Here is a 20,339-nt window from a genome sequence, read left to right on the forward strand (position 1 = left end):
TTCTTTAGAGCGAGAGACTTCGTCGCCAGCAGCGCCGCCGCCCTCGTTCAGTGAGTGGGCTTATAGAACCAACCCCTTTTCCAAGTCAACAGCCATACCAAAAGTTTTTTGACATTTTTGTAACAGGTTGATTCGGCAGCTATTTTCTTACGCCGGATTATCCACAAGCGGAGTTTTCGCGACGATTTTCCGGAGATTTCTTTATCAGCTGGTCAAAAATCCAGCGAAATCACCCTCGCGACAAGCGAAAGGATACAAGAAAACAGCGCCTTGGGCGAATTTATGGTTAACGGAGGATTAAATTGCTTCCAGCCGCAGACTTTAAATTTCCGTCACAAATCAACGGCCGGCATTTCGGAACCTATCGCTATCTGGAGTGTTGTCTTTCCCATCGAGGAAAGGAGACCCAACATGCCTGCCAACACCGACGATATCAGAACATCCGTCAGCAAGGACATTGCTGCGCTCCAACAGGAAGTATCCCGCCTGCAGAAAATGATTTCCGCTCAGAGCGCCGAAGCCTATTACGAAGTGCGCGGCCGCGCCGGGAAGGCTTATGATGAGGCCCTGCCCCGCGCCAAGAATGCCGTCGCCCAGATTAGGGCCGAAGGGGCCGCTGCTGCCGGTGCTGCCCGCGAGCATCCAGCCGCCACGACAACGGCGCTGTTACTGGCTGGGGCCGTTGGCTTCCTCTTTGGTTACCTGCTTTCCGGCAGACCGCAGCCGCAGCATCGCCATTGGTGGCGCTAATCCCCTACTCCGCTAAAAAATCATATTTTTACGCACCCGCCGATCCGTTTTTCGGTAGGGTGCGTAAATGCTTAGGTCTTAGAAAAACCAATTTTTAATGCAAGCAAGGGACCATAAAAAAAGCGAAAGGGAGGACAACATGGAAAACAAGAGGGCCAATTGCATCATTGAAGTCAGTGTCGATGGCGTTAATGGCCGTTACGCGGTCGGCATCATGAATATGCGTCAGGCACTCGAGCTGCCGGAAATGCCAAGCCTATCTTATACGCATCCCGACCCCGTCAAGGCCGCTGCCGGCATCGTCGTCAGCCGCAAGGAGCTGGCCGGATTCATGGCCTGCCGCTGAGACAGCGCAACCTCTTCAATGGCCTGACGGTGCTTTGTCAGAAGCACTGACGGCGGTCTGCAGCCCCATCGTTCCCCAGATATTGTTCGCCAAGCTGGAATCCTTGTGCCGTTCATGCCAAGAAACGGCATCGAAGCAGCACAGGGATAACAGATGAGGGACCGTCGCCCATCGCATAAGAAGCGCGAGCGGCCAAAGCTCACCGCCGATGCTGCAGGCAAGCGGGTCACCCTTCCCCGCGCCCTTTCCAAGCTCGGTTATTGCTCCCGCACGCAGGCAGAACGACTGATCGCCGAAGGCCGCGTCTCCGTCGACGGCCGCACGGTCAACGATCCCTCGGCATGGGTCGACCTTGTGACGGTGAATATCCGCGTCGACGGTCTCGTGATCGCCGCCGAGGCGAAGATCTATCTGATGCTCAACAAGCCTCGCGGGCTTGTCACCACCCGTCACGATCCCGAAGGCAGGCCGACGGTCTACGATTGCCTCAAGGATTTCGAAATCCCACATCTGTCGCCGGTCGGCCGGCTCGACAAGGCGAGCGAAGGCCTGCTGCTTTTCACTAACGATACCGAATTCGCCCAGATCCTGCTGGATCCGATCACACATGTGACGAAGACCTATCACGTTCAGATCGACCGCATCATGGATGACGAGGCAATTGCGGCAATGACATCGGGCATCCGCCACGACGGCGAGTTGCTGACGGCAACCGCCGTGCGGCGCCTGCGCCAGGGCGACAGGAATTCATGGATCGAGGTCGAGCTCGACGAGGGCCGCAACCGCCAGATCCGCCGCATGCTGGAGGCGCTCGGGACTGAATGTTTGCGCCTCGTGCGGGTCGCAATCGGCGGGCTCGAACTCGGCGAACTCCCAAAAGGCGCCGTACGTGCGTTGACCGCGGCGGAATTGCAGGCGCTCCACCGAAGTGCCGGCATGGAAAGGGCGAGACGTTGACGGATATGACGGAGATGGCGCCGCACGACTTCTGGCAGGAAATGCATCCACCCGGCAGCTTTCGCGACGATCGGGAATTCACTTCCTTCTATGTCGCCACACTGGAAGATGGTCGCCAGCTTCGCCTGCCGATCCGCATCCTGGGAGATGGTGAGCACGCTCTCGCCTCATTGATCGTCAACCAGGCAAGCTTCGCCGTGCTCGATGCGCTGGCCGAAAACCTCGCCGAAAAGATCAGGCCCATGCGCATCGATGTCGTCGCCGGCCTCCCGACGCTGGGCCTGACGCTTGCGGCGGCCGTTGCGCAGAAGCTCGGCCACGCCCGCTACGTCCCGCTCGGCACCTCGCGCAAATTCTGGTACCGCGATGACCTCTCGGTTGCCCTGTCTTCGATCACCACGCCGACACAGGAGAAACGCCTTTATATCGATCCGCGCATGCTGCCGCTGCTGAGCGGACGGCGCGTCGGCCTGATTGATGACGTCATTTCCAGCGGCGCATCGATCGTCTCGGGGATCAACCTGCTCGCTGCCTGCGGCATCGAACCCGTCGTCATCGGTGCGGCCATGCTGCAATCCGAACGCTGGCGCGAAAGCCTTGCAGACGCCGGGCCGCAATGGACCGCGCGCACCGTCGGCGTCTTCTCGACACCCGTTCTGCAGCGCAACGCCGCAGGTCGGTGGCAGGTGCCCGCCCGGCCACAGACCTGAGGCTCGTTCAATCTTTGCCGGTCGGCGCCTCTGTACAGCGGATGCCGAACGATTACAGTCCGCCCGACGCATATCATCGGGAAGCGTGCAGCGGTTCGGGATAGCGTTTTCGTTGACGAAATACCGGATCCGCCCATGTCGTTCGAGCAAGCATCCCTGCTGATCCTTCTGCTGGCAATGCTTTTTCTCTTCTCGTTCGAGCGCGTCCGCATTGAAGTCGTCGCGATCGCTGGCCTGCTTGCCGGCTATGCACTCGGCCTTTATCCCGCCGATCAGATCTTTACCGGCTTCGCCAGTCCCGTCGTCATTACCGTCATCGAAATCCTGCTGATCGTTCAGGTCCTGTCGCGCGCCAAGCTCTTCGATAATCTCGCCGCGCGTTTCACGGCCGCAAGACCGTCGCACTTCAAGGTCATATCCGGCGTTTCGTCGCTTGCCGGCTTTATCTCCATCTTCATGAACAATATCGGCGCCTTTGCGATTACCTTGCCGGTGGCGCTACGGCTCGGCACGGCGCTGTCGATCCCCCGTCGTCAACTCGTCATGCCCGTCTCCTTTGCCGCCCTGCTCGGCGGTCTGGTGTCGCTGATCGGGACGCCGGCCAATCTGCTCGTCAGCAACGCGCTCGCCAGGACAACCGGAGCAGGCTTTCATTTCTTCGATTTCGCCTATGTCGGCCTACCGGTCGCAACCGCCGGCATTCTGCTGATCTCCTTTCGTATCCGGCGCCTGTTTCCCGAACCCGACGAAGCACCGGCAACGATCTCCCAGGGCACACGCCGAGTGGTCGTCGAGCGTCGCGTCCCGGACGTCTCGCCGCTGGTCGGCGTGCGGCTTTCCGAGTGTCCCGCCCGCTTCGCCATCAAACCGCACGCGCTGATCCGGGGCAACAATTTCGTTTTCGGCCCGCTCGACCAGTCGGTTATAGAAGCCGGCGACGTGCTGCTTGCCGAAGGCGCCGATGCGGTCTTCGTCGAGCTCGCCGCCACGCAAGCGCTGATCGCCGACGCCCATCTGCATGGTCTCTCGCCGGATTTTGCCAGCATCGAAGCCGTGGTCATGCCGGAAAGCACGCTGGTCGGTTCGCGCATCCGCTCGCTGGAAGTCTTTCACCATCGCGGCATCGTGGTCACCGCCCTTTCCATGCGCGCACCGCGCATCGAGGGCCGCTTCCTCGACCTGCAACTGTCGATCGGCGATATTTTGACGCTCGAGGGGCCACGCACGGCTATTGCCGAGGCGCTTGAGGAAAGCGAGTGCCTGCCGCTCGCTCCGACGGCTTCAGCCGAACCGGCCCTCCACTCCTGGCGGCCCTTCGCGCTTTTTGCCTGCGGCGTCGCCGCGTCGGCGGCCGGCCTGCATCCCGACATCGCTTTTGCCGGCGTCGTGCTGGCCCTTGCCCTTCTCAATCATCTCAATATCCGTCAGGCGATGGCCGATCTCAACTGGCCGATCATCATCATGCTCGCGGCGATGATCCCAATCGGCCAGGCGGTGGCAAGCACCGGCACGGCCGAAGCGATCGCCGGCTGGCTGAGCCTTGTCGTGCCGATTGGCCATCCGCTTTCCGGCATCGCCCTCATTCTCTTCCTTGCAATGGCGCTGACGCCCTTCGTCAACAATGCGACGGTCGCAATCGTGCTGACGCCGATCGCACTCGAATTTGCAAAGACGGGGCGACATGCGCCCGACGCCTATCTGATCGCGGTCGCCGTCGGCGCCTCTCTCGATTTCCTGACGCCCTTCGGCCACCACAACAACACGCTGGCGATGGGCATCGGCGGCTACCGCTTCAGCGATTTCCTGCGCGCCGGCTGGCCGCTCGCCGTCGTAAGTTATGGCCTGGCTCTGTTTCTCCTGGCTCTGTTCTGGCTGTGATGCGATAGTTGGCGCCTGACTTGACTTCCCCCGCGATGAAACTAGAGCAGGAAGCCTTCACCCAAACACAAGGACAGTTGAGCGCCGTGCGAATCCTCTCCGAAGCCCATTTCCCCGAATTGCCGAACTATTATCGCGGCAAGGTGCGCGAGAATTACGACCTTCCGGACGGACGCCGCATCATCATCAGCACCGACCGGCTGAGCGCCTTCGACCGCATACTCACCTGCATTCCTTATAAGGGCCAGGTGTTGACGCAGACGGCGCGCTATTGGTTCGAAGCGACGAAGGATATCTGTCCGAACCACGTCCTCGATTATCCCGATCCGAATGTCGTCATCGGCAAGCGGCTCGACATCCTGCCGGTCGAGATCGTCGTGCGCGGTTACCTTGCAGGTACCACTGGCACTTCCATCCTGACGCTCTACAAGAAGGGTGAGCGCGAGATGTACGGCATGCGTCTGCCCGACGGCATGCGCGACAACCAGATCCTACCGGAACCCGTCATCACCCCGACCAGCAAGGAATTCGATGGTGGCCATGACGAGCCGCTGACGCCTGACGAGATCGTCACGCGCGGTCTTCTGACCAGGCAGCAATGGGAAACGCTGTCGCGCTACGCGCTTGCCCTTTTTGCCCGCGGGCAGGAGATGGCAGCCAGACGTGGCCTGATCCTCGTCGACACGAAATATGAATTCGGAACCGATGGCGACGGCAACATCATCCTCGCCGACGAGATCCACACGCCCGACAGCAGCCGTTACTGGCTTGCCGAAAGCTACCCGGCAAGTTTTGCCGCCGGAAAGCGCCCCGACAGTTTCGACAAGGACTTCGTCCGCGCCTGGGTGGCAGAGCGTTGCGACCCCTATAAGGACGAGATCCCGGAAATTCCCACTGAACTGATCGAGCAGACCTCGGCCGTCTATATCAGGGCCTACGAGACGATCACCGGCGAGCGCTTTGTTGCCGACGACAGCGGCGAGACGCCGCTTGCGCGTGTCCGAAACAACCTCTCCCGCTATTTCCCTTGAAAAGACGACACACGAAGCCGCCGGGCCGAGCACCGGCTTGGCAGCTTTCGTGCAATCGCGCTAGCATCGGCAAAAAGGGATACCGGGCGCGGCCCGGCGGGGGACGGATGGCAAGAAGGCCCAGACGCAAGGCCGAGGAAACGCGAGAGGACATCCTGTCCATGGCGGAGATGCTGTTTCGCGAGCGTGGCTACGTCGCGGTGTCAATCGCCGATATCGCCGGCGCGCTCAACATGTCGCCCGCCAATGTCTTCAAGCACTTCCGTTCCAAGGTCGCACTGGTCGACGCCATCGCCGGACGCCATCTCGACAATGCCGCCGAGCGTTTCGTTCCTCTCGACCAGGACATGCCCGCGAAAGAACAGCTGCTGCGCTTCGTCCTGCGGCTGCTGGAGGGCCATCTGCAGGATATACAGAAGAGCCCCTACATCTTCGAAATGGTCCTTTCGACCATCGAGGCCAAACTTGAAGCCGGCAATCGTTATCGGGCCTGCATCGAGGAAAAACTCGGCGAGATCATCCGCAAAGGCATGGCGGAAGGACGTTACCACTGCCGCGATCCCGAGCACGCGGCACATACCGTCGCCGATGTGCTGGCCTGCGTGCTGCACCCTATCCTCATCGTCCGCGACGACAAGGAGACGCTGGTGCGCCGCGCCGGGGAGATCGTAGGCTTCGTCGATGCCGCACTGCAAAATAGCGCTTGCTAAGTGACGATTGCTGACTTACGTCACTTCGAAAAGCTTTTGTTAGACTCGGATAAATGGCATTTGCAGCCAGATCAATCCTGACGCTTATCTAAGCCTGCGCTCGGCCCGGCCGAGCCCGTGGATCGAACGGCCGATTGCCACTGCATGAGGAAATTCAGAATGATACGGCGTGCCCTGCTCATCTCCTCGGCCCTAATGGCCGGCGCCCTGCTTGGCGCCTGTAGCGACAACGCCAGTAAACCTGCCGGCAATGCCGGCGCAGGCGTGGCGCAGCAGGCAGCGCCTGTCGGCGTGGTCGCGCTGAAGAAGGCTAGCTTCCCGATCACCACGATCCTTCCCGGCCGCGCCGAAGCCTTCCAGACGGCCGATATCCGGCCGCAGGTGAGCGGCATCATCCGCGAGATCGCCTTCAGGGAAGGCGGCGAGATCAAGAAGGGCGACCTTCTCTATCAGATCGAGGATGCGCCCTACATCGCCGCCGTCGAGCAAGCCAAGGCGGCAATCGCCAAGGCCGAAGCGAGCGTCCCGAGCGCTGAAAGCAACCTCGAACGCTACCAGCGCCTCGTCGGCAGCGGCGCCACCCAGATCGAATACGAGACAGCCAGGACGACGCTTCTCCAGGCGAAGGCCGAGGTCGAGTCCGCAAAGGCAGCGCTTTCCGCCGCGCAGATCGACCTCGATCACACCAAGATCGTCGCGCCCTTCGACGGCATCATCGACCAGACCGCCTACAATGTCGGCAACGTTGTCTCGGCCAACCAGTCGACGGCGCTGACGACAATCCGCCAGCTCGACCCGATCTATATCTCGCTGACGGAATCGAGCACCAACCTCCTGCGGCTGCGCGACGCGATGGCGGCCGGCGACATCAAGGGCGCGGAGAACGTCGCTTTCCACCTGATCCTCGAAAACGGCAAGGAATATAACCAGCAGGGCAAGCTCGACATGTCGAAGCAGGTTGTCAGCGAAACGACCGGCACCTTCATCATCCGCGTGCTCTTCCCCAACCCCGATCGCATCGTCCTGCCCGGCATGTATGTCCGTGCCACCGTCGAGCTCGGCGCCGAGAACGGTTATGCGCTGCCGCAGCTGGCGACGAGCCGTGACGCCAACGGCAGGCTGACGGCACAATTCGTTTCCGCCGAGGGCAAGGTCGAAACCCGCGCCTTCGAGAACAGCTCGCCCTCCAACAATTCCTGGCTGGTGACCGAAGGCATCAAGGACGGCGATCAGCTGATCGTCAGCGGTCTGCAGTCGATCGCGGCAGGCATGCCGGTAAAACCGGTGCCGATGAAGGTCAGCGACAACGGCGTTGTCGTGCCTGCCGAGCAGCCCGCCGCCGGTGACGCTGAGAAGCCCGCAGCGAAATAACCGCTTCGAGCCCGCACGTCACCGTCTCAGCCGCACAGGAACCACTGATGGCCAAGTTTTTCATCCGACGACCGATTTTCGCCTGGGTCATTGCGATCACCATCATGCTCGCCGGTCTGCTGGCGATCTTCACCCTATCGATTTCGCAATATCCCGACATCGCCCCGACGACGGTCCGCATCAATGCCAGCTATCGCGGCGCCAGCGCCGAAACTGTGGAAAAATCGGTGACGACGATCATCGAGGATGGCATGACCGGCCTCGACGACCTCACCTACATGACCTCGACCTCGTCCACCGGCTCGGCCAGCATCCAGCTCACCTTCGGAACCAGCATCGATCCCGACATCGCCCAGGTGCAGGTGCAGAACAAGCTGCAGCTGGTGCAATCGCAGCTTCCTGGTGATGTCATCGATGCCGGCATCAGCGTGACGCGCTCAACCTCGAGCATCCTGCTTGTCGGCTCGCTCGTTTCAACCGACGGCAAGCGCAACTCGGTCGATCTCGGCAACATCATGTCGACCTCGATCGAAGATCAGATCCAACGCCTCGAAGGCGTCGGCAGCATCAACGTCTTCGGTTCCGGATACGCCATGCGGGTTTGGCTCGATCCCTTCAAGCTATTGAAATATCAGCTGACGCCGAGCGACGTCACATCAGCGATCCAGGCGCAGAACACGCAGGTCTCGGTCGGTTCGCTCGGCGCCCAGCCGACGATCCCCGGCCAGCAGCTCAACGTCACCATCACTGCACAGAGCCAACTGACTACCGTCGCCGATTTCGAGCACATCATTCTGAAAGTCGAAAAGGACGGCGCGACGGTGCGCCTCAGCGACGTCTCGCGCATCGAGATCGGCCAGGAAAGCTACGGCGGCAGCTCGCGTTACAACGGCTTGCCCTCCAGCGGTTTTGCGGTCAACCTCGCGATTGGCGCCAACGCCATCGATACCGCCGCCCGCGTGCGCTCCGCACTCGATGTCATCGGCCGCACCCTGCCGGAAGGCGTGAAGATCACCTATCCCTACGACACGACGCCGTTCGTGGAACTGTCGATCGAAAAGGTCGTGCATACGCTGATCGAAGCGATCGTGCTTGTCTTCGTGGTGCTGCTCGTCTTCCTGCAGAATCTACGTGCGACACTCATTCCGACCATTGCCGTCCCGGTTGTGCTGCTCGGAACATTCGGCGTGCTGGCCGCCACCGGCTACTCGATCAACACTCTGACGATGTTCGCCATGGTGCTGGCGATCGGTCTTCTCGTCGACGACGCCATCGTCGTCGTCGAAAACGTCGAACGCATCATGTCCGAAGAGAAGCTTTCGCCGCTCGAGGCGACGGAAAAATCGATGGGCGAGATCACCGGTGCCATCGTCGGCATCGCCCTCGTGTTGACCGCGGTCTTCATTCCGATGGCCTTCTTCGGCGGTTCGACCGGCATCATCTATCGCCAGTTCTCGATCACCATAGTCTCGGCCATGCTGCTGTCGGCGCTCGTCGCCATGGTGCTGACGCCGGCACTTTGCGCCACGATGCTGAAGCCGGTCAGCGAACACAGGAAGCACCGTGTCGGCGACTGGTTCAACCGCAACTTCACACGCTCGACCAACGGCTATGTCAGGACGATCGGCTATCTCCTGAAGCGGCCCATCCGCGTCATGCTGGTCTTCCTTCTCATCGGCGCCGGCTGTGCCTATCTCTTCACTCGCCTCCCAAGCTCATTCCTGCCGCAGGAAGACCAGGGCGTGCTGCTAACCATCGTCACCACGCCGCCGGGCTCGACCACGCAGCAGACCCAGGCGGTCGTCGAGAAGGTCGAAAACTACTACCGTGAGAACGAGAAGGACGCCGTCGAGTCCGTCTTCGGCGCGCTGGGCTTCGGCTTCAGCGGCTCCGGCCAGAACAGCGCCATCGTCTTCACCAAGCTGAAGGATTTCTCTGAGCGCACCGATCCCAATCTGAGCGCCCAGTCGATCGTCAGCCGGGCGCTGCGCAGCTTCTTTGCAATGCGCGAGGCACAGGTCTTCGCGCTTCTGCCGCCGGCGATCCAGGGTCTCGGCGTGTCGAGCGGATTCTCCATGTATCTCGTCGATACCGGCAGCCATGGCAACGATGCTCTGACGGCCGCCTCCAAGCGGCTCATCCAGATGGGCAACTCGTCAGGCAAGGTCGTGGCGCTGCGCAGCAGCAACAAGGAAGTCGAGCCGCAGATGCGCATCGTGCTCGATCAGGAAAAGATCGGCGCCATGGGTGTCGACATCGCCTCGGTCAATTCGATGCTGTCGATCATTTTCACCGGCCGCGACGTCAACGACTTCACGCTGAACGGCGAGATCAAGCCGGTCTATGTCCAGGGCGACGCGCCCTTCCGCATGCAGCCGGACGACCTTGACCACTGGTACGCCCGCAACAATTCAGGCGAAATGGTGCCCTTCTCCGCCTTTACCAAAACCGAATGGGTGAAGGGCGCACCCTCGCTTGCCCGCTTCAACGCCGTCAGCGCCATCCCGCTTGACGGCGCCTCCGCCCCCGGGGTGTCCTCCGGCGATGCGATGAACGAAATGGAAGCGCTAACTGAACAGCTCGGCGGCGGCTACACGGTCGCGTGGCAGGGCATTTCCTATCAGGAACGCCTTTCCGGTTCGCAAGCGCCGATGCTCTATGCGATCTCCGTTCTCGTCGTCTTCCTCTGCCTGGCAGCGCTTTACGAGAGCTGGTCGATCCCCTTCTCGGTGATCATGGCCGTGCCTGTCGGCATTCTCGGCGCGCTGGCGGCGGCAACGCTCTTCGGCCAGGCGAACGACGTCTATTTCAAGGTCGGCCTGCTCACCACCATCGGGCTTGCGGCGAAGAATGCGATCCTGATCGTCGAATTCGCCAAGGATCGAATGGAAAGCGGGCTGGGACTTTACGAGGCGACGCTGGAAGCGGCGAGGCTGCGCCTGCGGCCGATCATCATGACCTCGCTCGCCTTCATTCTCGGTGTCGTGCCGCTGGCGATCGCGACAGGTGCAGGCTCGGCGGCGCAGAACGCTATCGGCATCGGCGTTCTCGGCGGCATGCTGGCGGCGACCATGCTTGGAATTTTCTTTGTGCCGTCCTTTTTCGTCGTCATCCGACGCATCTTTGCCACACGCGGCAAAAATGCGGCAGCAGTGTGATAAAAATGCACTGTGATAATGCTGTTCCGATTGCTACATTGCGCCCGACTGCTTCGGTGTGTGTTTTCAAGTGGGACAAAGGCGCGTCGCGCCGATAGTGAAGCATGAAGCTTCGGACAAGAATTGACTTGCTCGAGTACAGGAAGAAATGAATGGTATCTCTTCGTTTTGCCACACCGGCATTATTGTTATTGTTGTCGGGCTGCGTCGTAGGCCCGGATCATGCTCCTCCTGAAATGCCGCTGCCCGCCAAATTCGGAGAAGGCGGAACGAAGAGCGTCGGCGATGTTGCCACCGCAGCATGGTGGACCGCCTTCAATGACCCCAAATTGAACGGCTATGTCCAGGCCGGCCTCGAGCAGAACCTGACCGTCCAGCAGGCAATCGAGCGCATCAATGCAGCTTCCGCAAACGTTACCATTGCCGGCGCAGGCGGCCTGCCGAGCCTGAACGTCGGCGCCTCGCACACGATCAGCGGCCAGAAGGGCGAACTGCGCACGCAGTTCGACACGCGCAACACCAGTGCCGGCGATGTTCAGCTGAGCTGGCTGCTCGATCTCTTCGGCCTCTATAAGCGCAGCACCGAAAGCGCGGCCGCCTCGCTCGACTCTGCCTACGCATCCGCCGATGTCGCCAAGCTGACCCTCGTGCAGGATCTCGTCTCAAGCTACATCGACGTTCGTTTCTATCAGCAGCGCCTGGCACTTTCGAGGGCCAACCTGAAGTCTCGTCAGGAAACCTTCGAACTGACCAAGTTCCAGCTTGAAGCCGGCGCCGCCTCGCGGCTCGACGTCGTCCAGGCCGAAGGTCTGGTACAGTCGACGCTCGCCGAAATTCCCGGCCTTGAGACCAATATCCGCGTATCGGCCCATCACATCGCCACGCTGCTCGGCTTGCCGGCCTCGGCTCTCGTCAACGAATTGCTGAGGGGCGGTGGTCAGCCGGTATACCGCGGCGGCATCAACTCCGGCATCCCGGCAGACCTGATCCGCAACCGTCCCGACATTCGCGTCGCGGAGCGTGATCTCGCTGCCGCAACGGCCAATATCGGCGTTGCCGAGGCGCAGCTTTATCCGAGCATTTCGCTCAGCGGCTCGATCTCGCCCTCCTATATCAACCAAAGGGGTGTGCATGGCGCTCTGACGCCTTGGTCCTTTGGCCCGACGCTGAACCTGCCGATCCTCGACGGCGGCCGCCTGCGCGCCAACGTCAAGTCGGCCCAATCCGAGGCTGCGACCGCTTACCTCAACTGGAAATCGACAGTGCTGACTGCCGTCGAGCAGGTCGAGAATGCGCTCGCCGCGGTCCGGCGTGACGCCCGCACGGTCGCTGCGCTTCAGGCCCAGGTAAAGACCACGCAGGAGACGCTCGAACTTTCTACAGCATCCTATAAGGACGGCGCCTCCTCGCTGCTCGACGTTCTCGACGCCCAGCGCCAGGTTTCGCTTGCCCAGGCAAGCCTTGCCCAGGCCGTCCAGCAGATGGCCAAGGACTACGTATCGCTGAACATCGCAGTCGGCGGCGGCTATGCGCCGGGCGGCCAGGTCACCGCGCCCGCGAAGCCGGCGCCGGCAAAGACTGTCAAAAGCTGATTGGCATTGCCTTTCTGGAAAATACCAAGCCCTGCGATCGTCTCGCGGGGCTTTTTTCATCCCGGCTCTGCACTGGATAATTGCGCAAAAGGGGTATTTGGATTCGACAAGGGGCATTCACTGATATAAGGCTGATTAAACGATTAATCAGAGCGGCCTCAATTATGGCTTCATCGCGCCCGGGACCGAACCTTAGCAGGATAGCGACCTCGCTCGGCGTCTCCATTGCCACGGTTTCCAACGCGCTTTCCGGCAAAGGCCGGGTCTCCGGCCAGTTGGTCGAAAGAATTCGCGAACATGCCGCCGAGCTCGGTTATGTCCCGAGCCAAGCCGGCCGGGCGCTCAGGACCGGCCGCAGCGGCGTTCTCGGCCTGGTGCTGCCTGACATCGCCAATCCGCTCTTCCCGAAGATCGCGCAGGCGATCGAATTCGCGGCTTCGGCCGCAGGCTATGGCGTGCTGATCGCGGATTCCCGCGGCGATGCCGCTGCCCAGGCCGAGGCGATCAACCGCCTGGTCGAACGAGGCGTCGATGGCATGGTCGTCATTCCCCGCCGCGCCACCCGCATTTCATCCGCCGCCTGTCCGGTCGCCATCATCGACACACCTTCGACACCGGGCAACACCGTTTCCGCCGATCATTGGCAGGGTGGGCGCGAAATCGCTCTCCATCTCGCCGATCTCGGCCACCAGAAAATCCTCATCATCGGCAACAACCAGGAATCCAGCGTCCAGAACGACCGCGCCGGCGGCATTCACGCCGGCCTGCGCCCGGACATGCAGGCTGAAGCCCTGTGGATCGACAAGCTGGAGAGCGATGGCGGCAGCGGCTGTCCGCTCGGCCTCGCCGAAAGGGTGAGACAAGGTTTCACCGCTTTCGCAGCTCTCTCCGATCTGCAGGCGCTGCGCGCGCTGACGGAACTGCAGCAGGCCGGCATCAACGTTCCCGCCGATGTCAGCGTCACCGGCTTCGACGACCTTATCTGGTCGCCTGTTGTCACGCCGTCCCTGACGACGGTCAGGATGGACATGGACAGGATTGCCGGGATTGCCGTGTCCGCCCTGGCCGATACCATAAGCAAAAACTGCGCCCGGGAGGGCATGCTCGTTACCGCGGAGATCGAACGTGTCGCAATGCAATTGATCGTCCGCCAATCATCCGGGCCTTGTGAACCCGGCATTAAAAACCTCAGAGATGGAGAACACGTAAGATGAAAAAAGCTCTCATTGCTTCGGTGGCGCTTGCGGCGCTATCGCCGTTGAGTGCGGCTGCCGCCGAACGGACGCTGACCATTTCCGCCTATGCGTTCGCCCAGGACGATTTCAAGGCGCTGGTCTACGAGCCGTTCGAGGCCCAATGCGGCTGCAAGCTGGTGGTCGAGACCGGCAACAGCGTCGAGCGCCTGGCCAAGATGGAGGCCAACAAGGCCAGTCCCGTCGTCGATCTCGCCGCCGTTTCGATGGCCGATGCGCTGGCCGCCGCCCGCGCTGGCCTGATCGACAAGGTCGACAGTGCAAAACTTTCCAACTTCGGCAAGCTGTACGACATCGCCAAGGACCCGAACGGCGACGGTATGAGCGTCGGTTATACCTTCTACGCCACCTCGATCGCCTATCGTTCGGACAAGATGAAGATCGATTCCTGGGCCGATCTCCTGAAGCCTGAATATGTCGGCCACGTCGCCTTTCCGAACGTGACCACCAATCAGGGCCCGCCGGCCCTCTACATGCTGGGCCTGGCGCTCGGCAAGGACACGCCCGACCTGAAGGGGCCGATCGAGGCACTGGGCGAGAAGAAGGACGACATCGTCACCTTCTACGAAAAATCCTCACAGCTCGTACAACTGATGCAGCAGGAGGAAATCTGGGCGGCACCGATCGGCCGGTTCTCCTGGGCGGGCTTCACCAAGCTCGACGTGCCGGTCGCCTGGGCGACACCGAAGGAGGGCCAGACGGGCGGCATGAACGTGCTGGTGGTGACAAAAGGTTCAAACAATCAGGATCTCGCCTTGCAGTTCATCGATTTCTGGCTCTCGACCGAGACCCAAACCAAACTCGCCGAAAAGCTGATCGACAGCCCTGCCAACCGCGAGGTCAAGCTTTCCGAAGCCGCCGCCAACAATCTCACCTATGGCGAGGATACGGCCAAGAGCCTAAAGCTGATCCCCTCGGCCGTCGCCCTCGACAACCGTGCCGGCTGGCTGAAGACATGGAACGACAAGGTCGGCCAGTAAGGCTGGCGTGAGAACCGGTCCCGGCGCCTCTGCCGGGGCCATCCAATCTCCGTTCGAAAGGCGCCTCATGTTCCAGAACCGCGCAGAAGCCATGGCGCTTGCCTTGCCGGCAGCCGTCTTTGCGACCCTTGTCTTTCTGTTGCCCGTCGCGATCCTGCTGTCGGAGGGCTTTCGCGCCGGTGGCGGCTGGACGCTGTCGGCCTATACCGATTTCTTTTCCGGGACGCTGAACCGCACCGTTTTCCTGCGATCCTTCCGGCTCGGTCTCGAAGTCACTGCGGTCTCGGCAATCATCGGCTATGCCGCCGCCTTCGCCATCGTCAATCTGCCGCCGAACGGCAAGGGCCGCATGATCGGCCTCATCACCCTGCCGCTGATGATCTCGCCGGTGGCCCGCACCTATGCCTGGATCGTCATTCTCGGCCGCACCGGCATCGTCAACCAGGCGATAACTGGCCTCGGCCTCAGCGCCGAACCGCTGCGGCTGCTGTTCACCGAAACCGCCGTCTTCATCGGCCTCCTGCAGCTCTTCCTGCCGCTGATGATCCTGTCGCTGATCAGTGCGCTGGAAAACATGCCGAGGGATGCGATACCGGCCGCCCGCGTGCTCGGCGCCAACTGGTTCCAGGTCTTCTGGAAGGTTATCTTGCCGCTGACCAGGGAGGGCCTCGTCGTCGGCGGTACACTCGTCTTCACCGGCTCATTGACGGCTTATATCACCCCCGCCGTGCTTGGCGGTTCCAAGGTGCTGATGCTCGAAACGCTAATGTACCAGCAGGTTTCCGTCGCCAATGATTTCGTCTCGGCAAGCGTCATCGCCTTCATCCTGATCGTCATGAGCTTTGCCGCCAACATCCTGCTGAAACGCCTTGCGACGGCGAGGAACCGCCGATGACCCTGCGCCTGTTTTCGCCCATCGTGCTTTTTCTTCTGCTGGTCTTTCTGATCGGCCCGTTCCTGATCATTATTGCCGCTTCCCTATCAGCCGGCGACACGCTGGCCTTCCCGCCGCAGGGCCTGTCGCTGCGCTGGGTGACGAAGGTCTTCACCATCGAAAGTTTTCGCGACAGCTTCGCCATGTCGATGTTCCTTGCCGTATTCGGAACGCTCGCAGCCCTCGTCCTCGGCATCCCCGCCGCCTACGCCCTGTCGCGTTACCGGCTGCCGGCGGCAGAAACGATCCGCACCGTCGTCTCGCTGCCGATCATCGTTCCCGGCATTATCGTCGGCCTGGCATTGCTGCGCTATCTCGTCGTTCCCTTTGGCTTCAACATCACGCTCGCCCTTTTCTTCGCTCACGCGGCGCTGGTGCTGCCCTATGCCGTGCGTGTCGTCTCCGCGAGCCTCGACAATCTGCGTTCGGATATCGAGGAAGCGGCCGTCCTGCTTGGTTCCTCCAGGCTCGGCGCCTTCTTCCGCGTGGTGATGCCGAATATCCGCGGCGGCATTCTGGCCGCCTTCATCCTCGGCTTCGTCACCAGCTTCAATCAGGTGCCGGTCTCGCTCTTCCTCTCCGGCCCCGGTGTGCGCACACTGCCGATCGACATGCTGGGCTACATGGAAACCACCTACGACCCGTCCATCGCGGCGCTCTCCGCCCTTCTCGCCTTCCTCTCGATCGGCATCGTCTTCCTTGCCGAGCGCTTCCTGGGATTTTCGCGTTATGTCTGATGCCTATCTCGAACTCGACAAGCTGACGCTTGCCTATGGCGATACGGTCGCGGTGAAGGATCTCGATCTTGCGATCGGCAAGGGCGAGCTCCTCGCGCTCCTCGGCCCCTCCGGCTGCGGCAAGACGACGACGATGCGCGCCATTGCCGGCCTGCTGACGCCCGCCTCCGGCCGCATCGGCCTCGACGGCGCCGATATTACCCGCGTCTCCGCCAACAAGCGCGCCATCGGCCTCGTCTTCCAATCCTACGCGCTCTTTCCGCATTTGACCGTCTATGAGAATGTCGCTTTCGGCCTGCGTCTCAAAGGCATCTCGGGCGCCGATCTTGACGCCCGCGTCGGCGCCGGCCTGAAATCCGTCGGCCTCGCCGCTTTCGCCGGCCGCAAGCCCGCCGAACTCTCCGGCGGCCAGCAGCAGCGCGTGGCGCTCGCCCGCTCGATGGTAATGGAGCCGAAAGTCCTGCTGCTCGACGAGCCGCTCTCCAATCTCGACGCCCGGCTTCGCCTGGAGATGCGCGCCGAATTGCAGCGCGTCCAGAGGGAGACCGGCGTCACCATGATCTTCGTCACCCACGACCAGGTGGAGGCCCTGGCGCTCGCGGACCGCATCGTCGTCATGCTGAACGGCGGCATCGAGCAGATCGGCACGCCGGAGGAGATCTACAACAACCCGGCCTCCGCCTTCGTCGCCGATTTCGTCGGCTTCGAGAATGTCTTCGCGCTGAAGGATGGAAAGCTTGCGACGCCGAACGGCCCGGTCGCGCTGCCCGCCCCGCCGCCGCAAACGGCGGCGGGCCTGGCCTGGCGTCCGAGCGCGGTGGTCCTCGGCTCGGGTTCCTTTGCTGGAACGGTGCGCGGCACCTCTTTTGCCGGCAACAGCCGCGAATATCTCCTCGATACGCCGCTTGGGCCGATCAAGGCCGAGATCGATGCAAGCCTGCCGCCATACAGGATCGGCAGCCCGCTCACCTTCGATCTGCCGATAGCCGGCGCGGCCAACCTCAAACGGTTCGGGTGAGATCATGGGCGTCTGGATCGATACCGACATGGGCTTCGACGATATTGCCGCCATCCTGGTGGTGGCGCAGTCGGAATATGAGATCGACGGCGTCTCGCTCGTCTTCGGCAATGCGCCGCTGTTGCAGGTGAGAAAAAATGCCGCCGGTGCCGGCAGCGCCTTCGGCTGGACATTCTCGATGCATACCGGCCGCGCCATGCCGGTTCTCGGCAAGCTCGAAACCGCACAGGCGATCCTTGGCGAAGCCGGCATTCCGACCATCGGCAGGAGCCTGCCGCAGGCGGGGGCCCTTGGCGAAAGCGACGCTTTCGCAGCACTTTGCCTCTGGCTCGAAGGCGACGGGCCACACCGCATCCTGGCGCTCGGGCCTCTCACCAATATCGCCGCCGTGGCGCTCGCCCGTCCTGATCTTGCCGCCCGCATCGACGACCTCGTCTGGATGGGCGGCGGTGTCACATCGGGCAATCATACGGCGTCTGCCGAATTCAACGCGCTCGCCGATCCCGAATCGCTTGCGATCGTCATCGCCCATCGCCTGCCGCTGCGCATGGTCGATCTCGATCTTTGCCGCAGGGTGCTGGCAAAGCCGGAGGATGCCGAGGCGGTGCGCAATGCCGGTGGCGGCAATGCCGAACTGATTGCCGACATGTTCGCTGGTTATATAAGCATCGCCACCAGCCGCGGCCGCCCTGGAATGGCGATCTATGACCCCTGCGCCGCCGTCGCCTTCATCGCTCCAGATATCGTCAGCTTCCGCCCGGCGCGCATCGACGTCGAGCTGCAAGGTCACTTGACGCGTGGTCGCACCGTCGTCGAGACCCGCGCCACTCATGCGACCTTCAATGCGCAATTCGCCGCCGACATCGATGCCGACAGGGCGCGCGCCATCATTCTGGCCGCCCTTGTCAACGAGGCACGCAAATGACCGTCACCTCTCGCCAAGAGCCCGCCGACCTCAACGATCCTGCCTTGCGCGCCCGCGCCGTTGCTGCTGCGCGCGGCGATGCCCCCTTCGACGTGCTGATTACCGGCGGCCGGCTGCTCGACGCTGTGACCGGCTTGATGCGGGACGCCGATATCGGTCTCGTCGGCACGCTGATCGCCAGCGTCCATGCTCCGGCAAGCCGCATGGATGCAGCCGAGATCATCGATGCGGCGGGCAGCATCCTGACGCCCGGCCTGATCGACACGCACATGCATATCGAAAGCTCGATGGTCACGCCCGCCGAATATGCGAGCGCCGTGCTGCCGCGCGGCGTTACCACCATCGTCTGGGATCCGCATGAATTCGGCAACGTGCATGGCCTCGACGGCGTGCGCTGGGCAATCGAGGCAGCGTGCTCACTGCCGCTGCGCATGATCCTGCTCGCCCCCTCCTGCGTGCCGTCGGCACCCGGCCTGGAACTCGCCGGCGCCGATTTCGATGCCGCCGTCGTCGCCGAGATGCTGCGCTCGCCGGCCGTCGGCGGCGTCGCAGAAGTCATGAACATGCGCGGCGTCATCGACGGTGACCCGCGCATGGCGGCCATCGTCAATGCCGGCCTTGCCTCCGGCAAACTCGTCTGCGGCCATGCTCGCAGTCTCGAAGGTCGCGATCTCAACGCCTTTATGGCGGCGGGCGTCAGCTCAGACCACGAACTCACCTCCGGCGCCGATCTTTACTCCAAGCTTGCCGCCGGCCTGACCATCGAGCTGCGCGGTTCTCACGACCATCTGCTGCAGGAATTCGTCGAGGTGCTGAACGGTCTCGGTCACCTGCCGCCCACTGTTACCCTCTGCACCGACGACGTCTTCCCCGATGAACTCTACGAAAGCGGCGGCCTCGACGATGTCGCCCGCCGGCTGGTGCGCTACGGCATGAAGCCGGAATGGGCGATCCGCGCAGCGACCTTCAATGCGGCACAGCGTCTGAAGCGCTCCGATCTCGGGCTCATCGCCGCCGGACGCCGCGCCGATATCGTCTTCTTCGAAGATCTCACCGAGTTCCGGGCGCGGCTGGTCATTTCAGGCGGCCGCATCGTCGCCCGCAACGGCAGCATGCAGGCCGCCGTCCAGCGGCTTGATACGGCACCGCTTGAAAATTCGGTGAAGCTTCCGCCACTCGTCGAAAATGACTTCCTCATTCCATCCGAAGGCGCGCGCGTCCGCGTCGCCACCATCGACCGCCCGCGCTTCACGCGATGGGACGCGACGGAGACGGAAGTCAGAGACGGTTTCGTCGTGCCGCCAACCGGCAGCGCCATGATCGCCGTCGCCCACCGCCACGGCAAGGCCGACGGCACCCCGCGCATCGGCTTCCTCACTGGCTGGGGCGACTGGCGCGGCGCCTTCTGCACCACCGTCTCGCACGACAGCCATAACCTCACCGTCTTCGGCGGCAACGCTCGCGACATGGCGCTCGCCGCCAACGCCGTCATATCAGCCGGCGGCGGCATGGCGGTCGCCAAAGACGGAAAGATCGAGGCGATCCTGCCGCTGCCGCTCTCCGGCCTCGTGACCGGCGCATCGCTAGCGGACACCGCTTCGACCTTCGCCGGCATCCGCAAAGCCATGGAAAAAATCGTCGACTGGAAGCCGCCCTACCGGGTCTTCAAGGCCTGCTTCGGCGCAACGCTCGCCTGCAATGCCGGCCCGCATCAGACGGACCGGGGGATTGCGGATGTGGTGACGGGGAGAATGATGAAAAGCCCGGTGCTGGAGATTCTGTAGGGCCGGGGCATGAACCAGACAATGATCGGCGTGCCCGATAGCCCCCTCATCCGCCCTAACGGGCACCTTCTCCCCGCTGGGGACTGTTGCAAAATGCTGAGAATATGATTCCGTTGTTTTTGAACGGAGATGATTTGGATGGCGGTGAAGCAGACGGGTCAATTCAGCTTTGTTGATGCGTTGTTGCCGCAGGCAGGCGGCAGCG

The 20,339-nt window shown here is 62.2% G+C and carries 16 protein-coding genes and 1 pseudogene; all 17 read left to right on the plus strand.

The genetic code is table 11. The annotated features are described in order from the left end of the window. Positions 1 to 411 precede the first annotated feature (411 nt). The 17 genes and pseudogenes from EFR00_RS31605 (at position 412) to EFR00_RS31685 (ending at position 20,134) form a co-directional block, all read left to right on the plus strand. Entirely contained in the window at positions 412 to 750 is a 339-nt protein-coding gene (locus EFR00_RS31605) for a hypothetical protein (RefSeq protein ID WP_077991527.1), read from the plus strand. A gap of 139 nt (positions 751 to 889) precedes the next feature. After that, positions 890 to 1,096, plus strand: coding sequence for a hypothetical protein (locus EFR00_RS31610; protein WP_009987986.1), 207 nt, complete (start codon positions 890 to 892; stop codon positions 1,094 to 1,096). 153 nt (positions 1,097 to 1,249) lie between these two features. Next, entirely contained in the window at positions 1,250 to 2,053 is an 804-nt protein-coding gene (locus EFR00_RS31615) for a pseudouridine synthase (RefSeq protein WP_077991526.1), read from the plus strand. Positions 2,054 to 2,067: 14 nt separating this feature from the next. Then, positions 2,068 to 2,763 carry a phosphoribosyltransferase gene (locus EFR00_RS31620; RefSeq protein ID WP_077991528.1) on the plus strand — a complete coding sequence of 232 codons (696 nt, stop codon included), beginning with the start codon at positions 2,068 to 2,070 and terminating at the stop codon, positions 2,761 to 2,763. A gap of 135 nt (positions 2,764 to 2,898) precedes the next feature. After that, a complete protein-coding gene (locus EFR00_RS31625) occupies positions 2,899 to 4,641 on the plus strand; it encodes an SLC13 family permease (RefSeq protein WP_077991525.1) in 1,743 nt (580 codons plus the stop codon). An 86-nt stretch (positions 4,642 to 4,727) separates the two neighbouring features. After that, on the plus strand, positions 4,728 to 5,672 hold the full coding sequence (locus tag EFR00_RS31630) for a phosphoribosylaminoimidazolesuccinocarboxamide synthase (RefSeq protein ID WP_039621884.1): 945 nt from the start codon (positions 4,728 to 4,730) through the stop codon (positions 5,670 to 5,672). Positions 5,673 to 5,779: 107 nt separating this feature from the next. Next, positions 5,780 to 6,382 carry a TetR family transcriptional regulator gene (locus EFR00_RS31635; protein WP_077991523.1) on the plus strand — a complete coding sequence of 201 codons (603 nt, stop codon included), beginning with the start codon at positions 5,780 to 5,782 and terminating at the stop codon, positions 6,380 to 6,382. Between the two features lie 159 nt (positions 6,383 to 6,541). Further along, a complete protein-coding gene (locus tag EFR00_RS31640) occupies positions 6,542 to 7,753 on the plus strand; it encodes an efflux RND transporter periplasmic adaptor subunit (RefSeq protein ID WP_077991522.1) in 1,212 nt (403 codons plus the stop codon). Positions 7,754 to 7,800: 47 nt separating this feature from the next. Next, positions 7,801 to 10,911, plus strand: coding sequence for an efflux RND transporter permease subunit (locus EFR00_RS31645; protein ID WP_077991521.1), 3,111 nt, complete (start codon positions 7,801 to 7,803; stop codon positions 10,909 to 10,911). Positions 10,912 to 11,063: 152 nt separating this feature from the next. Beyond that, the gene (locus tag EFR00_RS31650; RefSeq protein WP_077991520.1) at positions 11,064 to 12,503 is read left to right on the plus strand and encodes an efflux transporter outer membrane subunit; all 1,440 of its coding nucleotides are present in this window, start codon (positions 11,064 to 11,066) and stop codon (positions 12,501 to 12,503) included. A gap of 164 nt (positions 12,504 to 12,667) precedes the next feature. Then, positions 12,668 to 13,712: pseudogene (locus tag EFR00_RS31655) on the plus strand (LacI family DNA-binding transcriptional regulator). 1 nt (position 13,713) lies between these two features. Then, positions 13,714 to 14,736 carry an ABC transporter substrate-binding protein gene (locus EFR00_RS31660; RefSeq protein ID WP_077991519.1) on the plus strand — a complete coding sequence of 341 codons (1,023 nt, stop codon included), beginning with the start codon at positions 13,714 to 13,716 and terminating at the stop codon, positions 14,734 to 14,736. A gap of 67 nt (positions 14,737 to 14,803) precedes the next feature. Beyond that, complete coding sequence (locus EFR00_RS31665) at positions 14,804 to 15,631, plus strand: ABC transporter permease (protein ID WP_077991516.1); 828 nt, start codon at positions 14,804 to 14,806, stop codon at positions 15,629 to 15,631. After that, positions 15,628 to 16,407 (plus strand): ABC transporter permease, encoded by a 780-nt coding sequence (locus tag EFR00_RS31670; protein WP_077991513.1) that lies wholly within the window; start codon positions 15,628 to 15,630, stop codon positions 16,405 to 16,407. Before EFR00_RS31665 ends, EFR00_RS31670 begins: the two co-directional genes overlap by 4 nt. Then, a complete protein-coding gene (locus EFR00_RS31675) occupies positions 16,400 to 17,425 on the plus strand; it encodes an ABC transporter ATP-binding protein (RefSeq protein WP_077991510.1) in 1,026 nt (341 codons plus the stop codon). Before EFR00_RS31670 ends, EFR00_RS31675 begins: the two co-directional genes overlap by 8 nt. A 4-nt stretch (positions 17,426 to 17,429) precedes the next feature. Continuing rightward, positions 17,430 to 18,350, plus strand: coding sequence for a nucleoside hydrolase (locus EFR00_RS31680; RefSeq protein ID WP_077991508.1), 921 nt, complete (start codon positions 17,430 to 17,432; stop codon positions 18,348 to 18,350). Continuing rightward, positions 18,347 to 20,134, plus strand: a complete 1,788-nt coding sequence (locus EFR00_RS31685; protein ID WP_077991506.1) for an adenine deaminase — start codon at positions 18,347 to 18,349, stop codon at positions 20,132 to 20,134. Before EFR00_RS31680 ends, EFR00_RS31685 begins: the two co-directional genes overlap by 4 nt. Positions 20,135 to 20,339 lie beyond the last annotated feature (205 nt).

It is taken from the genome of Rhizobium sophoriradicis (assembly GCF_003939025.1).
In the GTDB taxonomy this organism is placed as follows: domain Bacteria; phylum Pseudomonadota; class Alphaproteobacteria; order Rhizobiales; family Rhizobiaceae; genus Rhizobium; species Rhizobium sophoriradicis.

Excerpts from the sequence above, each read along its gene's own strand:
- EFR00_RS31605 (WP_077991527.1), top strand. The coding sequence starts at position 412 with ATGCCTGCCAACACCGACGATATCAGAACATCCGTCAGCAAGGACATT.
- EFR00_RS31610 (WP_009987986.1), top strand. The coding sequence starts at position 890 with ATGGAAAACAAGAGGGCCAATTGCATCATTGAAGTCAGTGTCGATGGC.
- EFR00_RS31615 (WP_077991526.1), top strand. The coding sequence starts at position 1,250 with ATGAGGGACCGTCGCCCATCGCATAAGAAGCGCGAGCGGCCAAAGCTC.
- EFR00_RS31620 (WP_077991528.1), top strand. The coding sequence starts at position 2,068 with ATGGCGCCGCACGACTTCTGGCAGGAAATGCATCCACCCGGCAGCTTT.
- EFR00_RS31625 (WP_077991525.1), top strand. The coding sequence starts at position 2,899 with ATGTCGTTCGAGCAAGCATCCCTGCTGATCCTTCTGCTGGCAATGCTT.
- EFR00_RS31635 (WP_077991523.1), top strand. The coding sequence starts at position 5,780 with ATGGCAAGAAGGCCCAGACGCAAGGCCGAGGAAACGCGAGAGGACATC.
- EFR00_RS31640 (WP_077991522.1), top strand. The coding sequence starts at position 6,542 with ATGATACGGCGTGCCCTGCTCATCTCCTCGGCCCTAATGGCCGGCGCC.
- EFR00_RS31645 (WP_077991521.1), top strand. The coding sequence starts at position 7,801 with ATGGCCAAGTTTTTCATCCGACGACCGATTTTCGCCTGGGTCATTGCG.
- EFR00_RS31650 (WP_077991520.1), top strand. The coding sequence starts at position 11,064 with ATGGTATCTCTTCGTTTTGCCACACCGGCATTATTGTTATTGTTGTCG.
- EFR00_RS31660 (WP_077991519.1), top strand. The coding sequence starts at position 13,714 with ATGAAAAAAGCTCTCATTGCTTCGGTGGCGCTTGCGGCGCTATCGCCG.
- EFR00_RS31665 (WP_077991516.1), top strand. The coding sequence starts at position 14,804 with ATGTTCCAGAACCGCGCAGAAGCCATGGCGCTTGCCTTGCCGGCAGCC.
- EFR00_RS31670 (WP_077991513.1), top strand. The coding sequence starts at position 15,628 with ATGACCCTGCGCCTGTTTTCGCCCATCGTGCTTTTTCTTCTGCTGGTC.
- EFR00_RS31675 (WP_077991510.1), top strand. The coding sequence starts at position 16,400 with ATGTCTGATGCCTATCTCGAACTCGACAAGCTGACGCTTGCCTATGGC.
- EFR00_RS31680 (WP_077991508.1), top strand. The coding sequence starts at position 17,430 with ATGGGCGTCTGGATCGATACCGACATGGGCTTCGACGATATTGCCGCC.
- EFR00_RS31685 (WP_077991506.1), top strand. The coding sequence starts at position 18,347 with ATGACCGTCACCTCTCGCCAAGAGCCCGCCGACCTCAACGATCCTGCC.